Origin of the sequence: Caldalkalibacillus mannanilyticus JCM 10596 (genome assembly GCF_000615945.1) — a bacterium.
Classification (GTDB): Bacteria; Bacillota; Bacilli; order Caldalkalibacillales; family JCM-10596; genus Bacillus_AT; species Bacillus_AT mannanilyticus.
Genome location: NZ_BAMO01000035.1, coordinates 17,413 through 43,833 on the forward strand (window position 1 = coordinate 17,413; position 26,421 = coordinate 43,833).

Annotated in this window: 23 protein-coding genes and 2 pseudogenes; 23 read left to right on the forward strand and 2 right to left on the reverse strand. The window is 40.7% G+C overall.

Translation table 11 applies throughout. The features are described 5' to 3' along the window. Positions 1-81: 81 nt before the first annotated feature. From JCM10596_RS17570 to JCM10596_RS17615, 11 genes are all read left to right on the forward strand, one after another. Complete coding sequence (locus JCM10596_RS17570; RefSeq protein ID WP_025028252.1) at positions 82-900, forward strand: DUF4430 domain-containing protein; 819 nt, start codon at positions 82-84, stop codon at positions 898-900. Beyond that, entirely contained in the window at positions 897-2,639 is a 1,743-nt protein-coding gene (locus JCM10596_RS17575; protein WP_025028253.1) for a DUF4430 domain-containing protein, read from the forward strand. Before JCM10596_RS17570 ends, JCM10596_RS17575 begins: the two co-directional genes overlap by 4 nt. Then, complete coding sequence (locus tag JCM10596_RS28145; protein WP_025028254.1) at positions 2,633-4,141, forward strand: S-layer homology domain-containing protein; 1,509 nt, start codon at positions 2,633-2,635, stop codon at positions 4,139-4,141. The genes JCM10596_RS17575 and JCM10596_RS28145 overlap by 7 nt, the downstream gene beginning before the upstream one ends. A 154-nt stretch (positions 4,142-4,295) precedes the next feature. Beyond that, positions 4,296-4,643 (forward strand): hypothetical protein, encoded by a 348-nt coding sequence (locus tag JCM10596_RS30425; protein ID WP_234410549.1) that lies wholly within the window; start codon positions 4,296-4,298, stop codon positions 4,641-4,643. Positions 4,644-4,833: 190 nt separating this feature from the next. Next, a complete protein-coding gene (locus JCM10596_RS30430) occupies positions 4,834-5,076 on the forward strand; it encodes a DUF4430 domain-containing protein (RefSeq protein ID WP_267879712.1) in 243 nt (80 codons plus the stop codon). Next, positions 5,073-5,999, forward strand: a complete 927-nt coding sequence (locus JCM10596_RS17590; RefSeq protein WP_025028256.1) for an energy-coupling factor transporter transmembrane component T — start codon at positions 5,073-5,075, stop codon at positions 5,997-5,999. The genes JCM10596_RS30430 and JCM10596_RS17590 overlap by 4 nt, the downstream gene beginning before the upstream one ends. Next, positions 5,978-7,633, forward strand: a complete 1,656-nt coding sequence (locus JCM10596_RS26260) for an ABC transporter ATP-binding protein (RefSeq protein WP_234410550.1) — start codon at positions 5,978-5,980, stop codon at positions 7,631-7,633. The genes JCM10596_RS17590 and JCM10596_RS26260 overlap by 22 nt, the downstream gene beginning before the upstream one ends. Before the next feature lie 58 nt (positions 7,634-7,691). Next, complete coding sequence (locus JCM10596_RS17600) at positions 7,692-8,381, forward strand: ECF transporter S component (protein ID WP_025028257.1); 690 nt, start codon at positions 7,692-7,694, stop codon at positions 8,379-8,381. Between the two features lie 167 nt (positions 8,382-8,548). Continuing rightward, positions 8,549-8,779, forward strand: coding sequence for a sugar phosphate isomerase/epimerase family protein (locus JCM10596_RS31485; protein ID WP_369345665.1), 231 nt, complete (start codon positions 8,549-8,551; stop codon positions 8,777-8,779). 35 nt (positions 8,780-8,814) lie between these two features. Then, positions 8,815-9,312: a sugar phosphate isomerase/epimerase family protein gene (locus JCM10596_RS26265; protein ID WP_369345666.1), complete on the forward strand. Its 498-nt coding sequence runs from the start codon at positions 8,815-8,817 to the stop codon at positions 9,310-9,312. Between the two features lie 665 nt (positions 9,313-9,977). Then, positions 9,978-10,685, forward strand: a complete 708-nt coding sequence (locus tag JCM10596_RS17615) for a class I SAM-dependent methyltransferase (protein WP_025028258.1) — start codon at positions 9,978-9,980, stop codon at positions 10,683-10,685. Here the strand turns inward: JCM10596_RS17615 and JCM10596_RS26270 are convergent. After that, a pseudogene (locus JCM10596_RS26270) lies at positions 10,682-11,140 on the reverse strand (alpha/beta fold hydrolase); the annotation flags it as partial. The gene JCM10596_RS17615 and the pseudogene JCM10596_RS26270 sit on opposite strands and share 4 nt — an antisense overlap. Positions 11,141-11,476: 336 nt before the next feature. Here JCM10596_RS26270 and JCM10596_RS17625 point away from each other — a divergent pair. The 8 genes from JCM10596_RS17625 (at position 11,477) to argD (ending at position 18,605) form a co-directional block, all read left to right on the forward strand. Beyond that, positions 11,477-11,659, forward strand: a complete 183-nt coding sequence (locus JCM10596_RS17625; protein ID WP_025028259.1) for an H-type small acid-soluble spore protein — start codon at positions 11,477-11,479, stop codon at positions 11,657-11,659. A gap of 127 nt (positions 11,660-11,786) precedes the next feature. Continuing rightward, positions 11,787-12,218 (forward strand): ribonuclease HI, encoded by a 432-nt coding sequence (rnhA, locus tag JCM10596_RS17630; protein ID WP_025028260.1) that lies wholly within the window; start codon positions 11,787-11,789, stop codon positions 12,216-12,218. Positions 12,219-12,281: 63 nt separating this feature from the next. Further along, positions 12,282-13,475 (forward strand): tRNA epoxyqueuosine(34) reductase QueG, encoded by a 1,194-nt coding sequence (gene queG / locus JCM10596_RS17635; RefSeq protein WP_081792095.1) that lies wholly within the window; start codon positions 12,282-12,284, stop codon positions 13,473-13,475. Further along, positions 13,472-14,011, forward strand: coding sequence for a methylated-DNA--[protein]-cysteine S-methyltransferase (locus JCM10596_RS17640; protein WP_034681630.1), 540 nt, complete (start codon positions 13,472-13,474; stop codon positions 14,009-14,011). The genes queG and JCM10596_RS17640 overlap by 4 nt, the downstream gene beginning before the upstream one ends. A 272-nt stretch (positions 14,012-14,283) precedes the next feature. Then, entirely contained in the window at positions 14,284-15,318 is a 1,035-nt protein-coding gene (gene argC / locus JCM10596_RS17645) for an N-acetyl-gamma-glutamyl-phosphate reductase (protein WP_025028263.1), read from the forward strand. A gap of 34 nt (positions 15,319-15,352) precedes the next feature. Further along, complete coding sequence (argJ, locus tag JCM10596_RS17650; protein WP_051541363.1) at positions 15,353-16,606, forward strand: bifunctional ornithine acetyltransferase/N-acetylglutamate synthase; 1,254 nt, start codon at positions 15,353-15,355, stop codon at positions 16,604-16,606. Between the two features lie 12 nt (positions 16,607-16,618). Beyond that, the gene (gene argB, locus JCM10596_RS17655) at positions 16,619-17,416 is read left to right on the forward strand and encodes an acetylglutamate kinase (protein WP_025028265.1); all 798 of its coding nucleotides are present in this window, start codon (positions 16,619-16,621) and stop codon (positions 17,414-17,416) included. Continuing rightward, positions 17,409-18,605, forward strand: a complete 1,197-nt coding sequence (argD, locus tag JCM10596_RS17660) for an acetylornithine transaminase (protein WP_025028266.1) — start codon at positions 17,409-17,411, stop codon at positions 18,603-18,605. The genes argB and argD overlap by 8 nt, the downstream gene beginning before the upstream one ends. A 68-nt stretch (positions 18,606-18,673) precedes the next feature. On the opposite strand, the gene JCM10596_RS17665 is transcribed toward argD, so the two are convergent. After that, complete coding sequence (locus JCM10596_RS17665) at positions 18,674-19,603, reverse strand: DMT family transporter (RefSeq protein ID WP_025028267.1); 930 nt, start codon at positions 19,601-19,603, stop codon at positions 18,674-18,676. Positions 19,604-19,818: 215 nt separating this feature from the next. On the opposite strand from JCM10596_RS17665, the gene JCM10596_RS17670 reads away from it, so the two are divergent. From JCM10596_RS17670 to JCM10596_RS17685, 4 genes and pseudogenes are all read left to right on the forward strand, one after another. After that, a complete protein-coding gene (locus JCM10596_RS17670; RefSeq protein ID WP_025028268.1) occupies positions 19,819-20,925 on the forward strand; it encodes a carbamoyl phosphate synthase small subunit in 1,107 nt (368 codons plus the stop codon). After that, a pseudogene (carB, locus tag JCM10596_RS26275) lies at positions 20,912-24,139 on the forward strand (carbamoyl-phosphate synthase (glutamine-hydrolyzing) large subunit). The gene JCM10596_RS17670 and the pseudogene carB overlap by 14 nt, the downstream one beginning before the upstream one ends. After that, positions 24,136-25,116, forward strand: a complete 981-nt coding sequence (argF, locus tag JCM10596_RS17680) for an ornithine carbamoyltransferase (protein WP_025028269.1) — start codon at positions 24,136-24,138, stop codon at positions 25,114-25,116. Before carB ends, argF begins: the two are co-directional and overlap by 4 nt. An 88-nt stretch (positions 25,117-25,204) precedes the next feature. Next, positions 25,205-26,416, forward strand: coding sequence for an argininosuccinate synthase (locus JCM10596_RS17685; protein WP_025028270.1), 1,212 nt, complete (start codon positions 25,205-25,207; stop codon positions 26,414-26,416). The last annotated feature ends 5 nt before the right edge of the window (positions 26,417-26,421 follow it).

The following is a 26,421-nucleotide window of genomic DNA, read 5'->3' on the forward strand; positions in this document are numbered from 1 at the left end:
TAGGGAGGTGCTTTTCTTGTTTATCCACACTATTTTTGAATAGAAGAAGGTTTTATATTTTGAAAAATAAGGAGAATGGAAATGAACAATCGAATACAAATTAAAGCTTTGAATTTATTTTTAGCTGTGATCCTGATTGTGGGACAGGTATTCTTTGCCCTGCCTTCAATTGTTTTTGCTAACAGTGGGGAGAGTGCCATAGTAGGAATCAAGGTAGTAGATAAAGAAGGGGGCTTCTTAACAGATACCACCATCGAATCGACAGTTGGAGAAACGGCTTTAGAGCTTTTGAAGCGTGCAGTTGGTGAGGAAAATGTAGGGCTTGCCTCTTCTGCTTGGGGAGATTATCTGGTATCGATTCAGGGAGTAGCCGCAGAGGGAACCTATTATTGGTCTTTTCTAGTAAATGGCGAGATGGCACAGGTTGGAGTAGGTAGCTACGAAATTCAAGATGGAGATCAGCTTGAATTTAAGTATGTATCATGGTCAACGAAAGCTAACGTGAAGGTCAGCGGTAAAAACGGAGCAGAATTAACCAATATGGAAGTGGACATAACCCGAGGAGAAACGGCCTTAGAGGTGCTAAAACGTGCTGCTGGTGAGGAGAATGTAGGAATCGAATCCTCAGCATGGGGAGACTATGTGGTTTCCATCCATGGTGTGGTAGCAGAAGGAACGTATTATTGGTCCTTCCTAGTGAATGGAGAGATGGCTCAAGTAGGTGCTGGGAGCTATGCCGTGGATTACGGTGATCAACTGGAATTTAAGTATATTTCATGGGATACGGGTGATGGGGAAGACCCAACAGATCCTGACGATGGAGATCGTCATCAGAGAGAAGAACCCACCTCATATGATCTAGCGAAGCTCAGGAGATTGAAAAAATCATCGCTGATGTGAGTACAGATGTCCTTTCTAAGGGAATTACTTCAGATTGGGACGTGATTGCTGTATCCTTAGCTGGTAAAAAAGTGTCACAGAGCTACTTGGATCAACTTGTTGCGGAGATCAAAAAGAAAGATGGAGTCTTTTCTTCTGCGACAGACTATGCTCGTACGATTTTAACAGCCAAAGCTTTAGGAGCAAATCCTGAGAAAATAGGGGGACATAATCTAGTTGAGAAGCTTTATAGCTACGATAACTTATCTCAATACAACAATGGCTTAATTTATGCCTTGATTGCTCTGGATAGTGGTTCGTATACCATTCCAGATGATGCTAAATGGTCCAAAACAACCATTCTCCAAACGTTATTGCAAAAGCAAAATACAGATGGAGGCTGGAACTGGTTTGGTTCGAATGAGAGCGATGTTGATGTAACGGGGATGGCACTGACCGCCTTAGCATCATATACGGAAAAGCCCGAAGTACAGGAGGCGATTCATAAGGCACTGGCGTTCTTGACACAGAAACAGCAGGATAGCGGCGGGTTTAATGTGTCTGGTGATCCAGTCCCTACTGTGGCGCAAGCTATTATTGGCTTAACAAGTGTGGGCAAAAGTCCGTCGAATACAGAATTTACAAAGCAAAATCATACTCTCATTGATACTCTATTAAGCTACTATAAAGAAAATGAAAAACGATTCTATCATCAACAAGCTAGCTCAAGTATGGCGACACAGCAAGCCTTACAAGCCCTTGTTTCCTATAAGCATTTCATTGAAAAGAAAAGCTTGATGTATCACTTTGATGGTCAGTTTGGAACAAAACCAGATTCAGGTACAAACCCAGGTACGAATCCATCTGATCCATCTGATCAAAAAACAATCAAAGTAACCATTCGTGGACTAAATGGAGCAAATATTTTAGATACGTCTGTAACTGTAACGGGAAAAGCGACAGCTTATGGCGTTCTTCTTGAAGCTGTAGGGACGGAGAATGTGAAAGTCAGCGGTTCAGGAGAGAACGTTTATATTAAAGAAATTAAGGGATTAGCCGAGTTTGACCATGGTCCAAAAAGCGGTTGGAATTACTCAGTTAATCAAACCTTTCCTACGGTAAGTGCAGGAGCTTATACCCTTTCAAATGGAGATCATGTACGGTGGTTATATACAACGAATCTAGGCTCCGATGTTGGGGGAGGAAGCGGATCAACTGGATCAACCGTGGCTCCAGTAATGACCGAAGAGAAGCTGCAAGAGCAAAGAAACAAAACAGAAGAAGCAGTGAAAGCCTTAGCGGGATTAGAGAAGGATAATCGTCAATCTGTTAGACAGTTTGCTAAAACAATCGTCGTCCTACAGAATGAGCGAATGACTCAGGCTGAAGCAGATAAGCTGAAGGAAGAAATCAAAAACAGCTCAGTGAAGGAAAGCAAACGAGTTACCTCTCAACAAGAAACGATTATAGCAGATTCAGCCTATCTCGTATCTCTTATCGTTCCTAAAGAAGCCTTACAATCTGAGCAAACCATTCAGATCGAAAAGCTGTCCAGTCAAGCTGTGAACAAAAAGGAGCTTGTATCACCTGTTTATCAATTTGGACCTTCTGGAATCACATTTGAAAAACCGGTGTATGTGTCCATCCGAGTGCCACTTGAAGTGTCCGATTTAGAGAAACTGGCGCTCGTCTGGTTGGACGAGGAAAAAAATGAGTGGATCCCTATTCCAGCTGTGCTTGATCCAAAAACAGGTTGGTAACAGGGCTAGTCAATCACTTTACAAAATTTGCTGTGATTGATCGAACTAAGCTTGAAACAGCAAATGAACAGGCAAAGGTAAAGGAACAGATTAAAGAAACGGCACAGTTTCTAACAAAGCATCAGGAAGGCTCTGAGTGGGCATTATTTGCGCTGGCAAGAGCGGGTGCTCCAGTAGCTCATCGTTCAATCGAGCAGTTGGAAAGAGAGGTACAAGAAAATCAAGGGACATACCGCAATGTAACAGATATTGAAAGGCTGGTCTTGACTCTATCTGCCCTTGGAAAAGATCCACGTGTGTTTGCCGGTTATGATTTAATCGAAAAGCTGTATCAACATGAGAGAATGACCCATCAGGGATCGAATGGTTTGATTTTTGCCTTAATTGCTCTAGATAGCAAGTCATATGAGCTCCCTTCTCATGCTACGTGGACAAGAGAACGAATCATTGCTGAACTTCTGAGCTATCAGAATTCAACAGGAGCCTTTTCATTGGCTAAGGGGCATGAAAATAATGTGGATATTACAGCGATGGCGCTAGCCGCACTTGCCCCATATCAAAAACAAAAAGAAGTAAAAGAAGCGGTGGATAAGGCAGTGAAATGGTTATCCACAGAACAGCAAGCGAATGGTGGGTATCGCCAAGACATGGTGGAGAGCAGTGAAAGTATTGCACAGGTTGTCATTGGCTTGACTGCATTAGGGATCGATCCTGTTGGAGAAGCATTTACAAAAGAAAAAGGCCACCTTCTTACAAGGTTATTTGCTTTTAAAAATACGGATGGAGGTTTTGCTACACAAGTGGGAAAAGCCTCTGATCAGATGCCAACAGAACAAGCCTTAATGGCGTTAGTCGCGTATGAACGATTTTTAGCTGGGCAGAGTCGTTTGTATGATTTGAAGGAAATCAATGTGGGAAGCCAGCTTCCGAATGGAGAAACAGAAAAGAAGGCATTATTTGCAGATGATGCTCTCATTTCTCCTTATGCTTATGAAGCGGTTTATCGTGCTCTGGAGCTAAGAATTTTTGAAGGAGTAAGTAAGGATGAATTGCGCTTTGCTCCTAAACAAGACCTGACTCGTGCTCAATTTACCAAAGTGATTTTACAGCTCATGAAGGAGGAGCCAGCAGGACAAGGTAATGGGAATCATCCATTTGTTGATGTAACCCCAGATGCCTGGTATTTTCATAATGTGACTAGAGCTGCTGAATTAGGAATTGTTCAGGGGACAGCACCAACTACATTTGATCCGCATGCTTCTATAACAAGAGAACACCTAGCCCTCATGATAGGGAGAGCCTTAAAGCTGGATGCTTCCGCAAGTGGGCATCAATATAAGGATATTCAGCATCTCTCCTCTGAATCACAAGCCTACATTGCTGTTCTGCATGAACGAGGAATTATGATAGGGAATGGAGAGAAGTTTCACCCGCATCAAAAGGTGACTAGGGAAATGGCTGCTGTTATAGCGGTTCGCTTATATGAAATGATGAATCCATAGAAAAGAACAGAAAAAGAAAAGAACAGGAAAAACAAAAAGCGAGTAAAAGAAAAGAAGTAAAAGAAAAAAGAAGTAATGCAAAGAACAAGGAGAGGAATCCCTTGTTCTTTGTACCATTATAAGAAAGATATTGTGCTAGCTAGGGGGAAGAAGGATGCAAAGAAGATGGTCAGCTGTATTGGTTAAACTTCTTTTTGTCTTGGTAGCTTTTGGATGGATAGCAGGCTGTCAAACGTCAGAATTGACGTCAGAACGCCCGCCTGAGGAGGCAAACAACCTCATAGAACATACTGGAGTTGAGGCTCCAGCTACAAATCCACCAGTAACCATTGTAGAAGAACAGGACAAGAGTATTGAAATGCCAAGTGCAGAACAAAAAAAATACAACTCAGAAGAAAGAAACGACGGAAAAAACATCCGTAGTTCCGCAAGAAAAAAAACAAGCTCAGAGCCATCAAGTAGCAAACCAACAACAAGGACAAAACAACCAAGTAGCCTATAAGCAAGAAAAAGGGGAGGAAAAAAAGCAGGATCAACAGGATAAACAGGATAAACAGAATCAGTCTTCTCCAGATGAAGGAACAAAAGCCTCTGAAAAACAATCACTGTCGGTGACATTATCCATTGATAGTCAATCGATCAAGGGAGTTATTTTGACTAAGACAACGGTAAGTATTCATGAAGGAGATACCGTGTTAGATGTCTTAGTCAGAGCAACAAAAGAAAAGCGCATCCAAATGGAATACAAAGGAAGAGGAGGCACTGCCTATGTTCAGGGGATCGACCAATTGTATGAGTTCGATCAAGGTCCCACTAGTGGCTGGATGTACAGTGTCAATGGTGAATTTATTAGCAAAAGTGCAGGTGCAGTGAAGGTGAAGGATGGAGATGAAATCATATGGTGGTATACGTTGGATCTAGGTAGGGATTTATGAGCGAAAAGGGGATGAGTGTCAGCACGAAGAGAAGTGTAAATGATCACACGGGCTTTGCCTCGCTACATCCTATGGTCTTATTTATCTTTTATTTAGGGCTCTTTTTATTTGCGATTCTCTTTCTGCATCCTGTATTTCTTATTGTTTCCTTGCTTGCTGTCATCCTGCTAACTTTTATGTATGATCAGGGAAAAAGCTTCAAAAGAACGTGGTATTTTTTTCTGTTTATGGCCCTTGTGGTTTTGGTGGTGAACCCCCTTATTTCGCAGAGAGGAGCAACCATTCTTTTTTATCTCTTTGATCGACCTGTCACTTTAGAGTCGATGGTATACGGTGTGACAATGATGCTCTCACTTCTCACCTTGTTGATCGGCTTTATGTCCTATCAGGCTGTTATGACAGAAGATAAATTTTTGTATTTGTTTTCTTCTATGGTTCCAAAAGTAGCCTTATTAGCTGTACTCTCGATCCGTTTTGTTCCCTTACTAAAAAGAAGGCTATCAGAAATTATAGCTGTGCAGTGGACAAGAGGAGTGAGAATGAATCAAGGGACATGGAAAGAAAGAGCGACCAATGGGATGAAAATCTTAAACATCTTGCTTACATGGTCTTTAGAGGAAGCCTTGCAAACCGCTGATTCGATGAAGTCTAGAGGGTATGGGGTGGGAAGGCGAAGCTCTTTTTTTACCTTTACAATGGATCGACGAGATCGAATCGTGTTAGTCTTGCTTATGGTTCTACTTATGGTCAGTTTAGGTGGCTTAGCAGGGGGATATGGTAAATTAACTATCTATCCTGAAGTTGAACCCTTATTCGTCCAAGGGGTGGAATGGATCTACTTTCTTTGCTTCTGTCTGTATCATTTGGTTCCAATTCTTGTAGAAGGGAGAGAATGGCTTGTATGGCGCTCTTTGAAATCATAGATCTTACGTTTAGCTATCCAGATGAAAGGGTAGAGGCTCTTAGCCATTTTTCCTTATCCATTGAGGAAGGGGAGTTTATTGTTTTATGCGGGCCTTCTGGTTGTGGCAAGACAACACTGCTGCGGTATTTAAATAGAGAGATCCAACCTGTAGGCAAGCGCTCAGGGGTCATCCTATATCATGGTAGAGAGCTAGAGGAGTGGTCTACGGCGAAAACGTCAAAGGAGATCGGAATGGTCTTTCAGGATCCAGAAGCTCAAATCGTAGCGACAACAGTTTGGCATGAGCTTGCTTTTTCTATGGAAAACTTCGGTTATCCTCCAGAAGTGATTCGAAAGCGAGTAGCCGAAATGGCAAGCTACTTTGGAATGGAAGATCTGATGCATCGATCTATTCATGAACTATCAGGTGGACAGAAGCAATTGCTGAATCTGGCATCTGTTCTTACCTTACATCCCCGTGTTCTTTTACTTGATGAGCCAACCTCTCAATTAGATCCTATCGCTGCTCGAGAGTTTTTACTTTTACTCAAGCGGATTAACGAAGAATTTTCAATCACGATTGTTCTAAGCGAGCATCGCCTAGATACGGCTTTTCCTTTGGCAGATAAGGTGGTTGTACTGGAGGCAGGATCAAAACAGAAAGCCGGCTCTCCTCAAGACATCGTTGAATGGGTTAAGAGGAATGAATGTGAAGGGATATTTCCCTATTTACCAAGCATCGCTCAATTATATTTATCTATTGAAAAAGAAGATGCACAGGTAGAAGCTACAGGGTTCAATGAAGAGCCAGAGTTGGGTCAAGGAAAGGAATATAAACAAGAGTTACTAGTTCCTCTTACTGTGAAGGAAGGAAGGCGTTGGATCAGTCGGCTAATTGAAAAAACGGAGGATACTGAGGCGTACTCACCAAAGCGACGAATACAGAAAGAGCAGGTGTTAATAGATTGTTCTCATTTAAGCTTTCAGTATGAAAAACACCTCCCACCCATCATCAACAAGCTTTCCCTCCAGGTCCATCAAGGTGAGTTTCTAGCCATTGTTGGAGGTAATGGAGCAGGAAAATCGACTCTCTTAAAAATCATGGTAGGGTTACTGGAAGCGCAAAGAGGAAGGCTGCTGGTGCATAACAAAAAGGTCAAAAAAATGACCGATCTTGAACGGTGCAAGACTATAGGCTACCTAGCTCAGAATCCACTTACTCTCTTTCTTCATGATTCTGTAGAAGAAGAATTAAATCAGGCAATCAGGTTGTTACATGTTGATGATCCAGAGAAGAAAAGGAGAGATATCATCTCATTCTTTCAGTTGCAATCTGTGCTGCACAAGCATCCCTATGATTGTAGTGGAGGAGAACGTCAGAAGCTAGGATTAGCCCTGACCATTTTGGCGAACCCTTCTATTCTATTACTTGATGAACCAACGAAAGGGTTGGACCCAGTGGCTAAAGCAGAAATTGGACGTTTATTACAGGAGCTACAGGAACAAGGGACAACCATCGTCATGGTGACGCATGATATTGAATTTATCGCTTCCCATGCTTCACGCTGTGCCATGCTTTTTAATGGAGTGATCACGTCTGAAGGCGAACCGCATCATTTTTCAGTGATAATTATTTTTACACAACAACGATAAACCGAATGGTAAGAGAATATTTTCCCTATGCCTTACATTATGAGGATGTGTTGAAGCGATGGCCCGTTCACAAAAAATATCTTTAATTCTTGCCTTATGCTTGTTTTTTCTCGCCTTAATCGCTTCAGTGATCTCAGAAGGGGATCATTATTTATTATTTAGTTTTATGATGATTCTGGCTGCCAAGCTCCCGTTGTTTTTATCCTTTGAACGAAAAAAAATGGATGCGAGAGAAATTGTTTTAATTGCTATGCTAGCAGCGATTGCTGCTGTGAGCAGAATTCCTTTTGCAGGGATTCCGAGTGTACAGCCTACTTCTTTTGTTATTATTGTTGCGGGTCTTGTTTTTGGTGCGCATACAGGTTTTATGATCGGAGCCATAGCTGCTTTAGTTTCCAATATGTTTCTGGGACAAGGTCCATGGACACCTTGGCAAATGTTTGGCTGGGGAATGATGGGCTTAACAGCTGGATTATTGAAGGACAGCTGGCTAATGATGAAAGTGCCAGGGCGCTTGCTGTTTGGCTTTGTATGGGGTTTTTTATTTGGCTGGATTATGAATCTGTGGTTTATTATTGGGTTTGTCGAAGAGATCACCCTTCCACTTATACTAGGTTCTATGGCATCTAGCTTTTATTTTGATCTTATGCATGCTCTTTCAAATTGCTTTTTTCTTGCTCTATTTGGAACTGGGTGGATCAAGATTTTGAATCGTTTTAAAAGGAAGTATGGGTTGTTGAGAGCGTAAAACTCAATATAAAGAAATCAAAGAAATCTGACTCCATGTTATCGAGTCGGATTTTTTGTTAGTACACCCTGAAAAAAACAACAACAAATCGCATTTACCATATGAAGAAAATAGTATATTCTATTCAAAACAAACCATTTTCTAGAAAATAAAAGGAGAGTATGTAGATGATACAGATTCCAATAGCCCTTCAAATGTATACCCTAAGAAATGAAAGTGAACAAGATTTTGTAGGTACGTTAGAAAAAGTAGCAAAGCTTGGTTTTCAGGGAGTTGAACTTGCTGGATATCATGGGCTTACATCAGCCGAATTAAAAAAGGTTATCGATTCACTAGGCTTGCGCATAGCATCAAGTCATATTCCTCTTGAGGATTTAGAAGATAACTTGGTAAGGTAATAGAAGATCAGCATGTAATCGAGAATAATAAAATTGTGTGCCCTTACCTCCCTCCCGAGCAAAGAAAAGAAGAAGATTATCGCCAGCTCGTCAACAGTCTAAATAAAATCGGGGAGCACTGTAAACAAGAAGGCATCACTTTGTGTTATCACAACCATGATTTTGAATTAGAGCTACTATCGAATGGAAAGACCGCTCTTGAAATGCTGCTAAACGAAACGAACCCAGAATGGGTCAAGGCAGAATTTGATATTTATTGGTTAACACGTGCAGGGCATGATCCAGTGGAATGGATCAAGCGCTACCAAGGGCGTACTCCTCTCGTTCATTTGAAGGATATGACAACCGATGCTGAGAAACAATTTGCTGAGTTAGGTACAGGTGGGGTTGATCTTCATTCAGTACTTGAGATAGGAGCTGAATCAGGGATAGAGTGGTGGATTATTGAGCAGGATGAATGTAAGAACCCACCATTACAATGTGTTGAGAAAAGCATGAACTATCTTCAAAACTATAGGAATCAGTATCAATAAGGGTAAGAGTTGAAAGATAAGAAATTGCTCAAAAAAAATAATAAAAAAATATTTAGAATATTTACAATATAAAAATAATAGTGTAAACTAGACCATAAGAAAGAAAAATAAATCAGGAGGAGTTGATGAGATAAGCTAGATCGTCAGTAAAGGAATACATACTTGGGATTGGAAAGGATGTGAATCCAATGATCTAGGTAAGCGAAGTGTACTCTAAGCAGGATTGTACACGGGAACCTATGCTGAGTCAGAAGCTATTCAGAGAAACAGAGAGAAAATACTTATTATAATAGAAAGGATTATTTATTAATGACCGAGGAAGAAATAATCTAAGCGACCTTATCAATCAAAGGAGATAAGGTCGCTTTTATGTTGAAATTGTTAAATTTTGCAAGAGTAGAATCGATAGGTAAAAAAATTGTAGAAATAAACAAAAAAATAGTTGAACTTGTCTTATGTAGTAGATATAATATAAAACATGTGAATCATACAGTTCTTATTATAAGAACCTCGTGTTGGGATTTGTTCTAGACAAATTTTCAGCATACATACCTTTATTAACGCGGTTTTTCGTATCTTAGAAATACGAAGAGTCGCGTTTTTCCATTCTAACAGATAATAGAGATACATAAGATTCATCTAAACTAAATGTGAAGAGGTGAAATATGAAAGATAGAGTTAAGGAAACTTTTAATCAACTTGCTAGCGTTTATGAAAACACAGTTGATACAACGAGTTTGTATAATAGCGAATATGAAAGACCAGCAATGTTAGGAAAGATACCACACTATTTAAGGAATATGAATGTTCTAGATGCTGGTTGTGCGGCTGGATGGTATACTCTCCAATTAGTCCAACGGGGAGCAAATGTTGTTGCAACTGATATTAGTCCTGAAATGGTTAGTTCTACTATGAGGCGTGTTGGAGATAAAGCCAATGTTCTTTGTTTAGATTTAGAGGAAGAACTACCTTTTGAAGAGAACACCTTTGATTACATTTTGAGTTCATTAACCCTTCATTATATAAAGGATTGGAGCCATACTTTTAATGAATTTAAAAGGATTTTAAAGCCAAAGGGGATATTATTGTTTTCAGTACACCATCCGTTTTCAGACATAAAACTACTCCAAGATCCTAAATATTTCTCTACTGAATTAATTATCGATAAATGGAATAAAGAGGGTAAGTTATTTGAAGTTCCCTTTTATCGAAGACCTCTTCACTTAATATTAAACGATACACTTAAATGCTTTTCTATTGAAGAAGTTATAGAACCTAAGCCCACAATGAACTTCAAAGCACAAGCACCAGAAAGATATGAAATGCTAATGAAATGCCCGCAATTCCTCATTATTAAGGCTGTTTTGAATTAATATTTCTTAAGATCCCACACACGAGTCCAGTTATTTTTCTCAATCATATTAAAGGCTTCCTCTATATAATCTTTATTTCGAGGGTTAAATTTTGATAGCATATTTGCTTGTATTCTTCCAGAAATCCTCATGGGTATTATACGAGTGGAAAAGCGGTTGATCGGAATAAATATTTTTTCATACCAATTAAAAGAATTAGTAAAAGGAGTGCCAATTAAAATTAATGCTTCCACTCTTTCTGGGTAACGAATTGCGGTTTGAAGTGAAATATGCCCACCCATAGATAAACCACAAAGTATAGCCTTTTCAATATTTAGATGGTCTAATAGAGTAATTAAGTCTTTGGAAAAATCTCCAGAATCAACTTTCCCTTTAGGTAAGCTTGAAAGTCCATGACCTCTAACATCCCAGACGACCGTTTGATAACTATTAGAAAAAAACTTCACTTGTGGGTGCCATTGTTTATGGTTTCAAGATGCTCCGTGTGTAAAAATAATCGTCTTTCCTTTCCCTTGATTTTCGTAATACAGAGTAACATTATTACTAGTTATTGTAGGCATTTTACACCTCCAGAGTATATGGTTTAAGGATAACACTAAAGCAATCGTCTACTAATGCTTCCAATTGGACTATAATTAGTTAGTAAGTGAATATTCATTTACTAAGTATAAAGATTTCTTATAATGATAACTATATACTCTTTGAAATCTATCCAAACTTGTGCATATTTTGTCATGTTTTGGTCAAAATAATCAATATGAAAATGAAAGCACAAGGAGGATAATAAGAATATGGATATTGGACGTGCCAAGCAAATTATTGATTCCCCTACTGAAATTGAAGTTCTTTATCAAGGAATTCCTGTATGGATTCAGACAGTGAATGAAGGAAATGAAACGGCTCGTGTGTATATGAGGGAGAATCCAGATGATGAAAAAGTAGTATCGGTTAGAGAGCTAAACGAAGTGCACTAGAACAATATACATTAAACTAAAGGCAACCTTGGATACTTCTCTCTTCCATGGTTGCTTTTTCTATCCGTATACCATCACAAATCATGGTACAATATGGGTAGAAATGGGGAAGGGGACGAAGGGTATAATGAAGAACGTTGAAATCTATACGGACGGTGCTTGTTCAGGAAATCCCGGACCTGGGGGCTGGGCAGCTGTTTTAATGTTTGGTGAACATATCAAAGAGCTTTCAGGTGGAAGCGAGCACACGACCAATCAGAAAATGGAGCTATTTGCTGCTATTCAGGCACTAAAAGCCTTAAAAGAACCCTGTCAGGTTAGGCTATATAGTGATTCAGCCTATATGATTAATTGTTTTGAACAAAACTGGTATAAGAATTGGATCAAGAATGGATGGAAAAACAGCAAAGGAAAACCAGTTGAGAATCAAGATTTGTGGAAAGAATTATTAGAGCTAAGAGAGATCCATCAAATTGAGTTTATTAAGGTCAAGGGCCATGCAGATAATAAATGGAATAATCGATGTGATGAATTGGCTGTTGCCGCAGTCCCTAGATAAGTAGGAGAGGAATCGAACTGATCATATATGAACCATGCATGAAAGGAGGGAGAAGAAGAAGGTATGTCCACCCAGATGACACCTCAAGAAATACAAAAGCTAAAAGATGAGCTGATTCAATATGGAAGAGAGATAGGCATAGATAAGATGGGCTTTACCTCGGCGGAACCTTTTAAGGAGCTAAAACAAGTACTAATCAAGCATAGGGAAAAAGGGTATGAATCAGGATTTGAAGAACCAGATATTGAGAAAAGGGTAACACCAAAAATGGTTTTACCTGAAGCAGAATCGATTATTGCCATTGCCCTAGCTTATCCTTCGAAAATGGAGAACCCGCCAAAATCGACAAAAGGAGCTTACCGAGGAGTGCTATCTCGTTCTTCATGGGGAATAGATTATCATCATATCTTGCGTGATAAGCTAAGTAAATTGGAAGAATTTCTTCGTCAGCGTGTCCCTGATATTCAGGTTCAATCAATGGTTGATACAGGTGAGCTGTCGGATCGAGCTGTAGCTGAACGAGCAGGTATCGGGTGGAGCGGAAAAAACTGTGCCATTATTACTCCTGAATTTGGTTCGTGGGTCTTTCTTGGAGAAATGCTTACCTCCATTCCTTTCAAACCAGATACTCCAATCACGGAAGCCTGTGGGAGCTGTACAAAATGTATTGATGCCTGTCCGACAGGAGCGCTTGTTCAAGGAGGGCAGTTAGACTCTACCAAATGTGTTGCTTTTCTGACACAGGTTAAAGATTTTATTCCGTTAGAATATCGTGATAAAATAGGGAATCGCTTGTATGGCTGTGATACGTGTCAAACGGTTTGTCCAGAGAATAAGAAGAAGCATTTCGATCATCATCCAGAAATGAAGCCAGATCCAGAAATAGCGAAACCTCTTCTGATTCCTTTATTAGATATAACGAAAAGTGAATTCAAACAGAGATTTGGACCGACATCTTCTGCATGGAGAGGGAAAAAACCTATCCAACGCAATGCGATTATCGCTTTGGGACATTTTAAAGACGAAACAGCCGTTCCTCACCTCATTCGGTTGTTACAGAAAGACCCTAGACCAGCTATTCGAGGAACCTCTGCTTGGTCTTTAGCAAAAATAGGTGGAAAAGAAGCTCAAAATGCGTTACAATCAGCTAAAATAAAAGAATCAGATCCTCAAGTGAAGACCGAAATAGAATATGCCTTGAACCAGATAGATGTAAAAGGAAAAACAAGAAGCGGAAAGGGGAAAGACGCTTTATGACACGTTTGTCCAATTTGTACTATTCAGAAATGGACACACCGCTAGGAATGATTACATTAGCCAGAACCAAAAAAGGTTTATGCTGGTTGGAGTTTAATCAAGGGGAATCTGTTCTGCATATGCTGGAAAGATGGTCTAGAAAACATTTTTTAACAGACCAAATGCAACAAGATGATCAGGCTTTACAAGACATACGAGATCAATTGGATCAATATTTCGCAGGTCAAAGAAAGCAGTTTGATTGTGAGATTGATTTAATAGGAACTCCCTTCCAAAAGCTAGTTTGGCAGGCTCTTTTAGAGATTCCATTTGGAGAGTATCGCTCATATAAGGATATCGCTCAAGCCATTGGAGCTCCGAAGGCTGTTCGAGCAGTAGGGGGAGCAAATAATAAAAATAATATTCCTATCATCATCCCTTGTCATCGTGTGATTGGGACGAATGGTTCCCTAGTGGGTTATGGTGGAGGATTGCATATTAAAGAATACTTATTAAATTTAGAAGGCACTGAATACAAGGCAAAGAAAAAAGCCTAAAAATAAAAAAATTATCGTAATTGCTTTTGGGGTGACCAAAAAGTCTATGTGGACTTAGGGGTCACTCTTTTTTCAATAACAATAGTGGTGATTAATGTAATTTTTACAAAACAATTACCAACAAACGGTTTAATTTATGGTACTATAGGGTATAGAACAAATAGACTGTAAACGGATACAAAATTTTTACACTCTATTCCTAAAAACAGGTTGTATATTAATACATATGACAGTATAATAATTCAATATAGTAAAAGAGGGAGTGTTGAGAAGTGAAGGTATCAATCGTTGGTGCAACAGGCTATAGTGGAGTAGAACTTATTCGGCTTCTTCTACAACATCCACATGTCTGTATACATTCCATTGTGTCTGGATCGCAGAATGGAACAGAGATGAGAGAGGTCTATCCACATTTAAGTGGAATCATAGAAGATACATTAACAAATTTGGACATCGAGAGGATGGCAAAAGAAGTAGATCTGGTCTTTTTTGCAACTCCTTCAGGTGTTAGTAAAGAGAGTATACCGCTATTGATGGAACGAGGGGTCAAGTGTATTGATGTGTCTGGGGATTTTCGTTTATCAGCAACTGAATACGAAGCCTGGTACAAACACGAAGCAGCAGACCCAAAATATCTAGCTCAAGCAGTCTATGGGTTAAGTGAAATCTATACTGAGCGAATCAAGGACGCCTCGTATATAGCCAATCCTGGATGCTATCCTACTGCTAGTTTACTAGGGTTAATACCTGCTTTACAAAGCGGGCTTATTAAGCCTCATTCGATTATCATTGACGGGAAATCTGGTGTGTCAGGTGCGGGTCGAAAAGCCTCACTTGGTACACATTATGTAGAGATAAATGAAAATGTTCGTGCCTATAAGCTAGGGTCTCATCAGCATATTCCTGAGATTGAACAAACCTTAAGCGATGTCATTCAGGAAAAAGTAACGGTGACTTTTTCGACCCATTTGATTCCGATGACACGAGGTATTATGTGTACGATCTATACAGATTTAACTCAGGAAGTCACCACACAAGAGGTCATTCAGTTATATGAAGAGTTCTACCAGGAGCACCCTTTTGTCAGGATTCGTCCAGAAGGAACATGGCCAGCGACGAAAGAGGTCTATGGATCAAATTACTGTGATCTAGGCTTTAAGGTAGATGAACGTACCAAGCGTTTAATGATTGTGGCTGTTATTGATAATGTAGTGAAAGGAGCAGCTGGGCAAGCCGTTCAAAATCTAAATCTAATGTCTGGTTGGGAGATCACTACAGGATTGCAAATGACCCCTGTTTATCCCTAATTCAAATGAAACAATGAAAAGTGAGGCGGAAAAAATGAATAATCAAGATCAGGTAAAAGTAATAGATAAAAGTGAGGAGAAGCTCACTATATTGAAAGAGGCTAGTGTGACAACGGCAAAGGGATATCATGCTGGTGGGCTGTTTTGCGGAATTAAAAGAAAAAGATTAGATCTAGGTTGGCTATATTCAGAAGTGCCAGCAGCAGCAGCAGGCGTCTATACGACCAATCTTTTTCAAGCAGCTCCATTAACAGTAACGCAAGAAAGCATTGCAGTAGAGAAAAAATTGCAAGGGGTTCTGATTAACTCTGGAAATGCCAATGCTTGCACAGGCAAGCAAGGCTTAGCAGATGCTTACGAGATGCGTCATGCTTTTGCCGAGGCAATGGGAATGAAAGAGCATTATGCAGCGGTTGTTTCTACTGGAGTTATTGGAGAGTTATTACCGATGGAGAAAATAAAAGCAGGGATCAGCCAAATCTCTGAAGTCAAGGATCAGGTGACAGTGGAAGAATTTGAGAAAGCGATTCTTACCACGGATACATGTACCAAACATTTTGGTGTTCAATTGGAAATTGATGGACAACAGGTGACCATTGGCGGTGCAGCAAAGGGATCAGGAATGATTCATCCCAATATGGCTACGATGCTAAGCTTTGTCACAACGGATGCCAATATTGAGCAAGAACATCTCCATGGGGCATTAAAAACAGTGACCAACAAGACCTTTAATATGATTACTGTAGATGGAGATACGAGTACAAATGATATGGTTCTTGTCTTTGCTAACGGCTTAGCGGGGAATGCTTCCTTACACCCAGAGCATCCAGAGTGGGATGTGTTTCTGCTTGGGCTGGAGAAGGTGTGTCAGGAACTGGCGAAGAAAATCGCGCGTGATGGAGAGGGAGCTACTAAGCTCATTGAAGTGCAAGTAAAAGGAGCACCTAGTGATGAAGCAGCTCAAGCCATTGGTAAGTCCATTGTTGGCTCCAGTCTAGTGAAGACAGCAGTCTACGGTACAGATGCGAACTGGGGACGGATTGTGTGCGCTATTGGATACAGTGGGCAAGCGCTAGATCCCGACAAGGTGAAGGTATCCTTAGGACCGATCACGGTTGTTGAGAATGGGCTTCCTTGTGTCTTTAGTGAAGAGGATGCTAAGGCATACCTGGAAGAAGAGAATGTGTTTATCTATGTGGATATGAATCAGGGCGAAGGTCAAGCGTCCTGCTGGGGCTGTGATTTAACCTATGAGTATGTCAGAATCAATGCTTCGTATAGAACGTAATGGGGGAGAATCATGAAATATCTTGTGATTAAGTGTGGAGGAAGTGTCTTTGAAGCGTTACCGACAGCTTTTTATGAGAATATAGTCAAGCTTCATCAGAGTGGAGAGTGGTACCCTGTCATCGTGCATGGTGGCGGACCTCTCATTAACTCTTTACTCGAAAAGCTAGGAATCAAGACGCATTTTGTCAATGGTCTAAGAGTGACCACGGATGAGATGCTTGATGTGGTGGAGATGGTTCTGAGCGGCTCAGTGAACAAAAAAGTAGTGAAATACCTGACACAAGCAGAAGGAAAAGCATTTGGCATGAGTGGAGTGGACGGCGGTTTAATCAAGGCGAAGCAGCTGGATCCAAAGCTAGGCTATGTCGGGGAAGTCACTTCAGTTGAAGCTTCCTTTATTACAAACCTATGTCAGCAAGGATATATTCCTGTTATCTCTCCCATTGCGATCGATGAACAGGGACAGCGTTATAACATTAATGGAGATATTGCAGCCTCTGCTATTGCCAAGGTGTTAGAGGCTAAATTATGCCTAATTAGTGATATACCAGGAATTATGGTTCAACATGAGGATGATACGGTTGTTCTAAGAAAAGTGAGTAAAACAGAGGTTGAACAGCTCATTGCTGATGAAGTGATTACCGGAGGAATGATTCCGAAGGTGCAAGCGGCGATTGATGGGCTTGTGCATAAAGTACCTGAGGTGGCGATCTTAAATGGCTTAGATAGTGAGAGCCTATTAGATTTTTGTGCGGGCAAAGAAGTAGGGACTAAATTGGTTTTAGAAAAGGAGGCTTCCCATGCCTAATTCAGTTCTTTCTACTAATAAACAAGCAACCATGGACACATATGCGAGATTTCCCCTTACCCTCGTTAAGGGTCAGGGAAGCTATGTGTGGGATAACGAGGGAAATAAGTACCTTGATTTTAGTACAGGGATTGCAACCTGCAATCTAGGGCATGTTCCTTCTTACGTCAAAGAGAAGGTGGAGCAGCAGCTTCAAGAATTATGGCACTGTTCCAATTTGTATCATATTCCTTCTCAAGAAAAGCTAGCTCAAAAGCTAGTGGCTCATAGTTTTGCCGAGCGAGTATTTTTCAGCAATAGTGGAGCGGAAGCGAATGAAGGAGCGATTAAGCTAGCGAGACGATACGCTCAAAAGGTGAAGGGTTCGAACGCTTATGAGGTCGTTACCTTTAAACAATCCTTCCACGGGCGTACTTTAGCCACGCTAAGCGCAACGGGGCAGGAAAAAATTCAAGACGGCTTCTCCCCTCTTATGCCTGGCTTTCGATATCTTCCGTACAATGACATCAAAGCTTTAGATGAGTTGGTTACGGATCATACCTGCGCGGTTCTTCTAGAATTAGTACAGGGAGAGGGAGGTGTCTATACGGCTGATCTAGAGTGGATTCAACAGCTAGAGAAGCTGTGTAAAGAAAACCATATCTTGTTGATGATCGATGAGATACAAACAGGAATGGGCAGAACAGGGACTTTGTTTGCCTATGAACAATTTGGTATTACTCCTGACGTGATCACATTAGCCAAAGGGTTAGGCTCAGGGTTTCCACTTGGCGCGATTTTAGCCTCTGAGGAGGTTGCTAAGGGGTTTTCTCCTGGGAGTCATGGAAGCACCTTCGGAGGGAATCCATTAGCGACAACAGCAGGGCTGGCTACCTTAGAATATATGGTTGAACAGAATATCGCACAAAAAGCGCAAGAGGCAGGAGCTTATCTAAAAGAAAAGCTGCTCAAGCTTCAAGAATCGTTTCCTGTAATAAAGGAAATCAGAGGGAAGGGATTGCTTTTAGGGCTGGTATTTGAGGATCAAGTTCTTGAGCTGGTGACTAAGGCAAGGGAGAACAAACTGCTCATTGTTACAGCAGGACCTAATGTACTAAGGATTCTCCCTCCTTTAACAGTAAGTAAAGAAGAAATAGATGCTTGTATTGCTGTTCTAACAAAAGGGCTCGAAGCTTATCAACCCAAGTAAAATAGAATATCTAGAAATTCACGAACAAAAAAGAGAACCTGTTTCTAGCAGATTCTCTTTTTTTAGTGTCATTTTCCTTTAGTCACAGATTGAGGTTGGATAGGGGATGGTGGGAGGCTGATCTCCTGTTTCTTTTTAAACTGAGTAAAAAGATAGCATCCTCCAATTACAAAAAAACTTCCCACGATCTGTACCTGAGTTAATTGCTCTCCTAAAAAGAGAAACGCCAAAAGAGCGGTAAAAATCGGATTAAAATTAAGAAAGATTCCTGAAGTGGTGGCGCCTAGTTTTTGTACTCCTATATTCCAGAGGACCATGCAGACAACGGTTGAAATACATCCTGTATAAATGATCGCCCAGAGGAAAGAGGCATTAGGATTTGAAATGGTAAAATCAGATATCGTAAACGGCAGAAGAATAAGGAGTCCGAATACACCAGAGTAAAAGGTAGATAACATCGGAGATACCGTCTTCATTGCCCACTTGGCACAAACCGAATACAAGCCCCAAACGATGACGGCAGCAACCATCCACAGATCCCCTACATTAAGCTGAAGAGCTAACAGTCGATCAAGTTCTCCCCTTGTTAAGACAATGACAACTCCTAAAAAAGAAAACAGCATCGAAAAAATCTGAAGCAGGTTGATTCGATCATGTAAAAAAATAGCAGATACAATGGCAATAGAAATGGGATTAAGGGTTGATATCAAGCCCACATTGGTCGCTGAGGTTGATTCTAGAGCCCAAAATTGAAAAAGGTTAAAGAAGACAACACCAGTAATCCCCATGAAGAGTAGAGGGACGAGAGATTTTTTGGGAATGAGGAGCGTCTTCTCTTTATACCAGACGATAGGAAGTAGGCATAGGACGGCAATGATCCATCGCAGGCTAGTTAATGTCATGGAAGAGGCATGCTCGACTAAAAATTTTCCTACTACAAAATTACCTGCCCATAACAAGCTTGTCAGAAGCAAAAGAAAAATGTATACAATTGGCATAATAAGCCTCTCCTAACACGATGCATAAATTGAACTTAACGTATTATAGCACAAATTAAAAGATGTAAACGGATACAAAAAGTTTACAAAGTGAAAATAAAAAAGTGTTGTATATAAATGCATTAATAAGTATAATAATTCAATATAATCATGTGTGAGAAATAATCTGACATAGATGTTATTGGAAAAGCAAGCAGGTGTGAGGAGGGAACAAAATGGGGAAAGGATACCTCGTTTTAGAGTCTGGTGAAATTTTTGAAGGTGAAATCATAGGCAATTCTCAAGAAGTTATTGGGGAAGTTGTTTTTAATACAAGTATGACTGGATATCAGGAGATGATTACTGATCCATCGTATGCAGGGCAAATTCTTGTTTTTTGCTATCCATTAATCGGAAACTACGGAGTGAATCCATTCGATAGTGAAAGTACAAAGCCGCATGTTGCCGGAGTGATCATAGGGGATGTTTGTCTGAATCCGAGTCATTATCAAGCCAATCAATCCTTCTCTGCGCAACTAGAGCAAGCGGGAGTAAGTGGATTGACTGGTGTAGATACACGTGCCTTGGTACAAATCATTCGAAAACACGGTACACTTCGAGGAATTGTCACTCCTCATCTGCTAAGTGAAATAGAGATTGACTATCGTTGGCAGCAGCCGAACGTCAAGCAGCTCTTAAGTAAATGCTGGGTTCAAGAGGTTTCTACAAAAGAATGGATCACGTATGAACATTCAGGACCTCACGTGGCATTGATTGACTATGGCTATAAGAAGTCTATTTTAGATGCTTTATTGCAAGCGGAGTGCAAGGTAACGGTCCTTCCTTACGATGTGACCTATGCTGAGCTGTTGACCTTACAGCCAGATGGAGTGTTATTTAGCAATGGACCTGGAGATCCGATGAGTCTTAAAGCGATGTTTGGAGAAATCAAAAAAATAACGGAGGCTTTCCCTAGCATGGGAATCTGTCTTGGTCACCAATTGATTGCTTTGGCACATGGAGCGAAAACGACAAAATTAACGTATGGTCATCGTGGAGGAAACCACCCTGTCAAAGAGATTTTTACAGGAAAAGTAAGAATGACCTCTCAAAATCACGGCTATGTTGTATTAGATGAAAGCATTAATAAGGCGAAATTCGAGATCACTTATCGCAATGTCAATGATGGTTCAATTGAAGGGTTACAGCATAAACATTTACCTATTCAAACGGTACAATTTCACCCTGAAGCACATCCAGGGCCCAGTGATACGGATTATCTATTTATGAACTTTATTCAACAATTGACTCAAGTAGGGGAAATGAAATATGCCATTAAATAAAGAGATAAAAAAAGTGTTAGTCATCGGCTCTGGACCCATTGTAATTGGTCAGGCAGCAGAGTTCGATTATGCAGGTACACAAGCCTGCTTAGCCCTAAAAGAAGAGGGAATTCAGGTTGTTCTTATTAATAGTAATCCGGCTACGATCATGACTGATCCTACGATTGCCGATCAAGTTTATATTGAACCCTTAACAGTTGAAAGCATTGAAATCATTATACAGAAAGAAAAGCCAGATGGGATCATAGGGACCTAGGGGGGCAGACGGGATTAAATTTAGCTGTACAGCTATATGAACAAGGAATTTTAGAAAAATATGGAGTACGGTTGCTTGGAACTTCTGTGGAATCGATCCAAAAGGGAGAGGATCGCGAGAAATTTCGTAATCTGATGCTTGAAATTGGCGAACCAATCCCCGAATCCTCCATTGTCCACTCTGTGGAAGAAGGAATGAAATTTGCACACGAAATTGGCTTTCCTCTCATTATTAGACCTGCCTACACCTTAGGAGGAGCTGGTGGGGGATTTGCTTACAATGAGCAGGAGTTAGAACTGATCCTGAAAAAAGGCTTACAGTTAAGCCCGATTCATCAAGTCCTTCTTGAAAAAAGCATCAAGGGCTGGAAGGAAGTCGAGTATGAAGTGATGCGAGATGCCAATGATACATGTATCATTGTGTGCAATATGGAGAATATGGACCCAGTGGGTGTCCACACAGGTGATTCGATCGTCGTAGCTCCATCGCAGACGCTTTCAGATGTGCAATACCAAATTTTACGGGATTCTTCATTGAAAGTGATTCGTTCGCTCGCCATCATCGGGGGCTGTAATATCCAATTCGCTCTAGATCCCTATTCAAATCAATACTACATTATCGAGGTAAATCCACGTGTCAGCCGTTCCTCAGCTAGCTTCGAAGGCGACGGGATATCCGATAGCGAGGATGGCGGCAAAATGTGCCGTGGGTTATCATCTGGATGAATTAAAGAATCCGATCACAGGAAGCACCTATGCCTCCTTTGAACCGGCTTTAGATTATATTGTGGTGAAGCTTCCTCGTTTTCCTTTTGATAAATTTAGTGAAGCCGATCGTAGTCTAGGCACACAAATGAAAGCCACAGGTGAAGTGATGGCGATCGATCGTACCTTCGAAGGAGCTTTGAATAAAGGATTACGTTCCCTAGAAATGAAGGTATCAGGTCTATCACTTGGAATGTTCAAAAAATACAGTAAGGAAGAACTAATTCCTTATCTTGCCGAAGCCACAGATATCCGCCTTTTCGCGATTGCTGAAGGCTTTCGAAAGGGATATGAAATAGAAGAAATTCATCAATTAACCCAAATTGATCTTTGGTATCTGGTTAAAATCAAAAGCTTGATTGAGTTAGAACAGCAACTCGTACAATATACATGGTCAGACCTTCCAGAAGCTTTGTTTAGGAAGGCAAAAGAACAAAACATAGGAGATCAGTATCTTGCTTCCTTGTTTCAGGTTCCAGAGCAAGAAATTCGTCAGAGAAGACGTCAGCTAGGGTGGAAGCCAGGGTATAAGCTAGTGGACACATGTGCAGCTGAATTTGATGCAGTAACGCCTTATTATTACTCTACATGGAAGGGACAGGATGAGGTTGAAGCGAGCCAACGCAAAAAAATTCTAGTCATTGGTTCAGGACCTATTCGAATTGGGCAAGGCATCGAGTTTGATTATTGCTCTGTCCATGCAACGTTGGCGGTGAAGAAAAAAGGATACGAAGCGATTGTTATGAACAACAATCCAGAAACAGTCAGCACAGACTATTCCATAGCTGATCGTTTGTATTTTGAACCCTTAGCTGTTGAAGATATTCTTCATGTTATAGAAAAGGAACAGGTCAAAGGAGTCCTAATCCAATTTGGAGGTCAGACAGCGATTAACGTCGCTCAGGCTTTAGAAGAAGAAGGCGTACCCCTTCTTGGAACGTCCATCGATGCTATCGATCAATTGGAGGATCGGAAGCGATTCTACCAATTACTTAATGAAGTAGAGATCCCTCACATTCAGGGAGAAACAGTGAACACAGCAGTAGAGTTAATCAAAACAGCAGAAGCTCTAGGGTATCCCGTTCTTGTTCGTCCTTCCTATGTCATTGGAGGGCAGGCGATGCATATTTTCTACCAGGCAGAAGAGCTGCAAGAGTATATGAAGCAGCTAGAGGAAGAGCAGGATGCACGTCAATGGCCATTATTAGTGGATAAATATCTTCCGGGATTAGAGTGTGAAGTAGATGTGATCTCGGATGGTACTGACATCATTATTCCAGGGATTTTTGAACATATTGAAAAAGCTGGCGTTCATTCAGGAGACAGCATGACGATTTTCCCTCCTATCACCATCAAGAATGAAGTAAAGGAAACACTGGTGGAATACGCTAAGAAAATCGCTCTTAAGCCATTCCGATTATAGATGATGAATATTCAATTTGTTGTGGCAAATGATCAAGTCTATGTGTTAGAAGTTAATCCTAGATCCTCTAGAACGGTTCCCATCATGAGTAAGGTGACACAAATTCCGATGATTGAATGGGCTACCAATGTCCAATTAGGAGACTCCTTAAAGGATTTACATTCTCAGCTTGGACTCCTTGATGAGCCGCTCTATTATTCGATTAAAGCACCTATCTTCTCGGCTGCTAAACTGAGAGAAGTAGATCATGTCTTAGGACCCGAGATGAAATCAACTGGAGAGGTGCTAGGATTAGGAGAATCGTTTCAAGAGGCTTTAGAAAAGGCGATGTTCCTTGGAGCCGTGAACCCATTTAAAGTACAGTATGAACAACCAGCCTATATTTTATGCTCTATCGTCGATCGAGAAAAAGACGATAGCATTCCATACATTCAAGAGCTAATAGCTCGAGGCTATACCATCTTAGCGACAGAAGGAACAGCCGATTATTTCTTCCGTAAAGGGATTCCAGCTACGTCGATCGTAAAGGATCGAACTCAGATTGATCAGCGCCTTAAGCAGGGTGATGTAGTGGCAATTCTAAATATCCCGCGTCAAGGAAGGATGAAGGATCGATTTGGTTTCTTCCTCAGAGAACAAGCGGTACGTTATCAGATTCCTTGCTTTACTTGCCTAGACACAGTCAAGGCAGCGATTGGAAATGGAGAGGAGTATCACAAAGATATTCGTTCCATGAATGACTACTATAATAGAAAGGTGGAGTTCGCATGAGCCAACCACTAAAGCTTGAGCTACAAAAACCAAAAGCAAAGCCCCATTTTGGGGCTAAAGACTTTTTGACAATAGCTGAATACAGCACGGAAGAGATTCAATATTTATTAGATCAAGCGCTGATGTTAAAAGAAATGCAGAAAAAAGGACAGCAGCACCATTACTTAAACGGTAAAGTATTAGGTATGATTTTTGAGAAGCCATCTACTCGGACGAGAGTATCCTTTGAAGTGGGGATGTATCAGTTGGGCGGTCAAGCGACATTTCTTAGCTCCAAGGATTTACAACTAGGCAGAGGGGAATCCATCCATGATACAGCGAAAGTTCTTTCCCGCTATTTAGATGGAGTGATGATCCGTACATTTGCTCATGAAACCATTCAAGAGTTTGCAGAGCATGCTTCGATTCCTGTCATAAATGGCTTAACAGATTCCCATCATCCAGTTCAAGTACTGGCTGACCTACTCACTATAGTAGAGCATAAAGGAACCTTACAAGGATTAAAAATGTGCTATATAGGAGATGGAAATAACAATATGGCACACTCCTTAATTGAAGGAGCGGTAAAAGTAGGGATGGATATTCATATCGCTAGCCCTAAAGGATATGAAGCTAATCAAGCGATTGTTGAAGCGGCGCAGAAAGCAGGAGAACAAACGAAGAGCCAAGTTGTATTAACTACTTCTCCACAAGAAGCCATCGCAGATGCCGATGTGGTAGTTACAGATGTTTGGACGAGTATGGGACATGAAGCAGAGATTGAAGCCAGAAAAAAAATCTTTCTTCCTTATCAGGTCAATACTGAATTATGCCAACTGGCTAAGAAAGATTTTATCTTCTTGCATTGCTTACCAGCGCATCGCGGAGAAGAAGTTACAGCAGAGATTCTAGATGGTCCTCATTCCGTTGTCTTCGATGAAGCAGAGAATCGCTTACATGCTCAAAAAGCTATTCTCAAGGCTTTAATGGAAAAATAAAAAAATAAATTTTTTTCGTGCATAATGAATAAAAATACGATATTATATATATTAATGCATAGTATAGAATGAGTAAGGAGAGAGAAAAATGGCAAAAGAAAAAGTAGTATTAGCATATTCCGGGGGGCTAGATACCTCCGTTTCAATTAAATGGATTCAAGAGAAATATGGCTATGATGTAATTGCATTAGGATTAAACGTAGGGGAAGGGAAGGATTTAGAAGCGATTCGACAAAAAGCCTTAGATGTAGGAGCCATTAAAGCGATTATGTTTGACGCGAAAGAGCTACTTGCAGAAGAGTATATCTTGCCAGCGTTAAAAGCCAATGCTTTGTATGAAGGGAAATATCCTCTTTCGTCGGCTCTATCTCGTCCCTTAATTTCTAAACTTTTAGTGGAAGTGGCAGAGCAAGAGGGAGCAGTAGCAGTAGCTCATGGTTGTACAGGGAAAGGAAATGATCAGGTTCGGTTTGAGGTGTCTATTCAAGCCTTAAATCCTAATCTTAAAGTCATCGCTCCTGTTCGTGAGTGGGGAATGACAAGGGATGAAGAGATTGAATATGCGAAAGAGAAAGGGATTCCGATTCCTGTCGACTTAGATAATCCATTCTCGATTGATGCTAATATTTGGGGACGTGCGTGTGAAGCAGGAGTACTAGAAAATCCGTGGGTAGAAGCTCCTGAAGCTGCTTATGATTGGACGAATCCAATTGAAGCGACTCCAGATCAACCAGAATATGTAGAGATTGAATTTGTAGAGGGCGTACCAGTCGCTCTTAATGGTCAGAAGAAGGACTTAGTAGAGCTAATTGAGTCCTTGAATGAGATAGGCGGTAAGCATGGGGTAGGCAGAATCGACCACATTGAAAACCGTTTAGTAGGAATCAAATCTCGTGAAGTATATGAAAACCCAGGTGCACTTATCTTAATTAATGCTCATAAGGAGCTAGAATTCTTAACCCTTCCTCGGGAGGTATCCCAATTTAAGACCACGATTGATCAGCAAATGGCGAAAATCATTTATGATGGCTTATGGTACTCACCATTGAAAAACGCGCTAGACGCTTTTGTGAATGAAAGTCAAAAGGTCGTATCAGGAACGATCAGAGTAAAACTATTCAAAGGAAATCATATGGTCGTCGGTAGAAAATCAGCGAATAGCCTATACAATGAAGAATTGGCGACCTATTCCAAAGGCGACCTCTTCGATCACAATGCGGCTGTCGGCTTCATCAAATTATGGGGCTTATCGACGAAGGTGTACACTGAGGTTCATCAGAAAGAAAAAGTAAAAAGCTAAGCAAT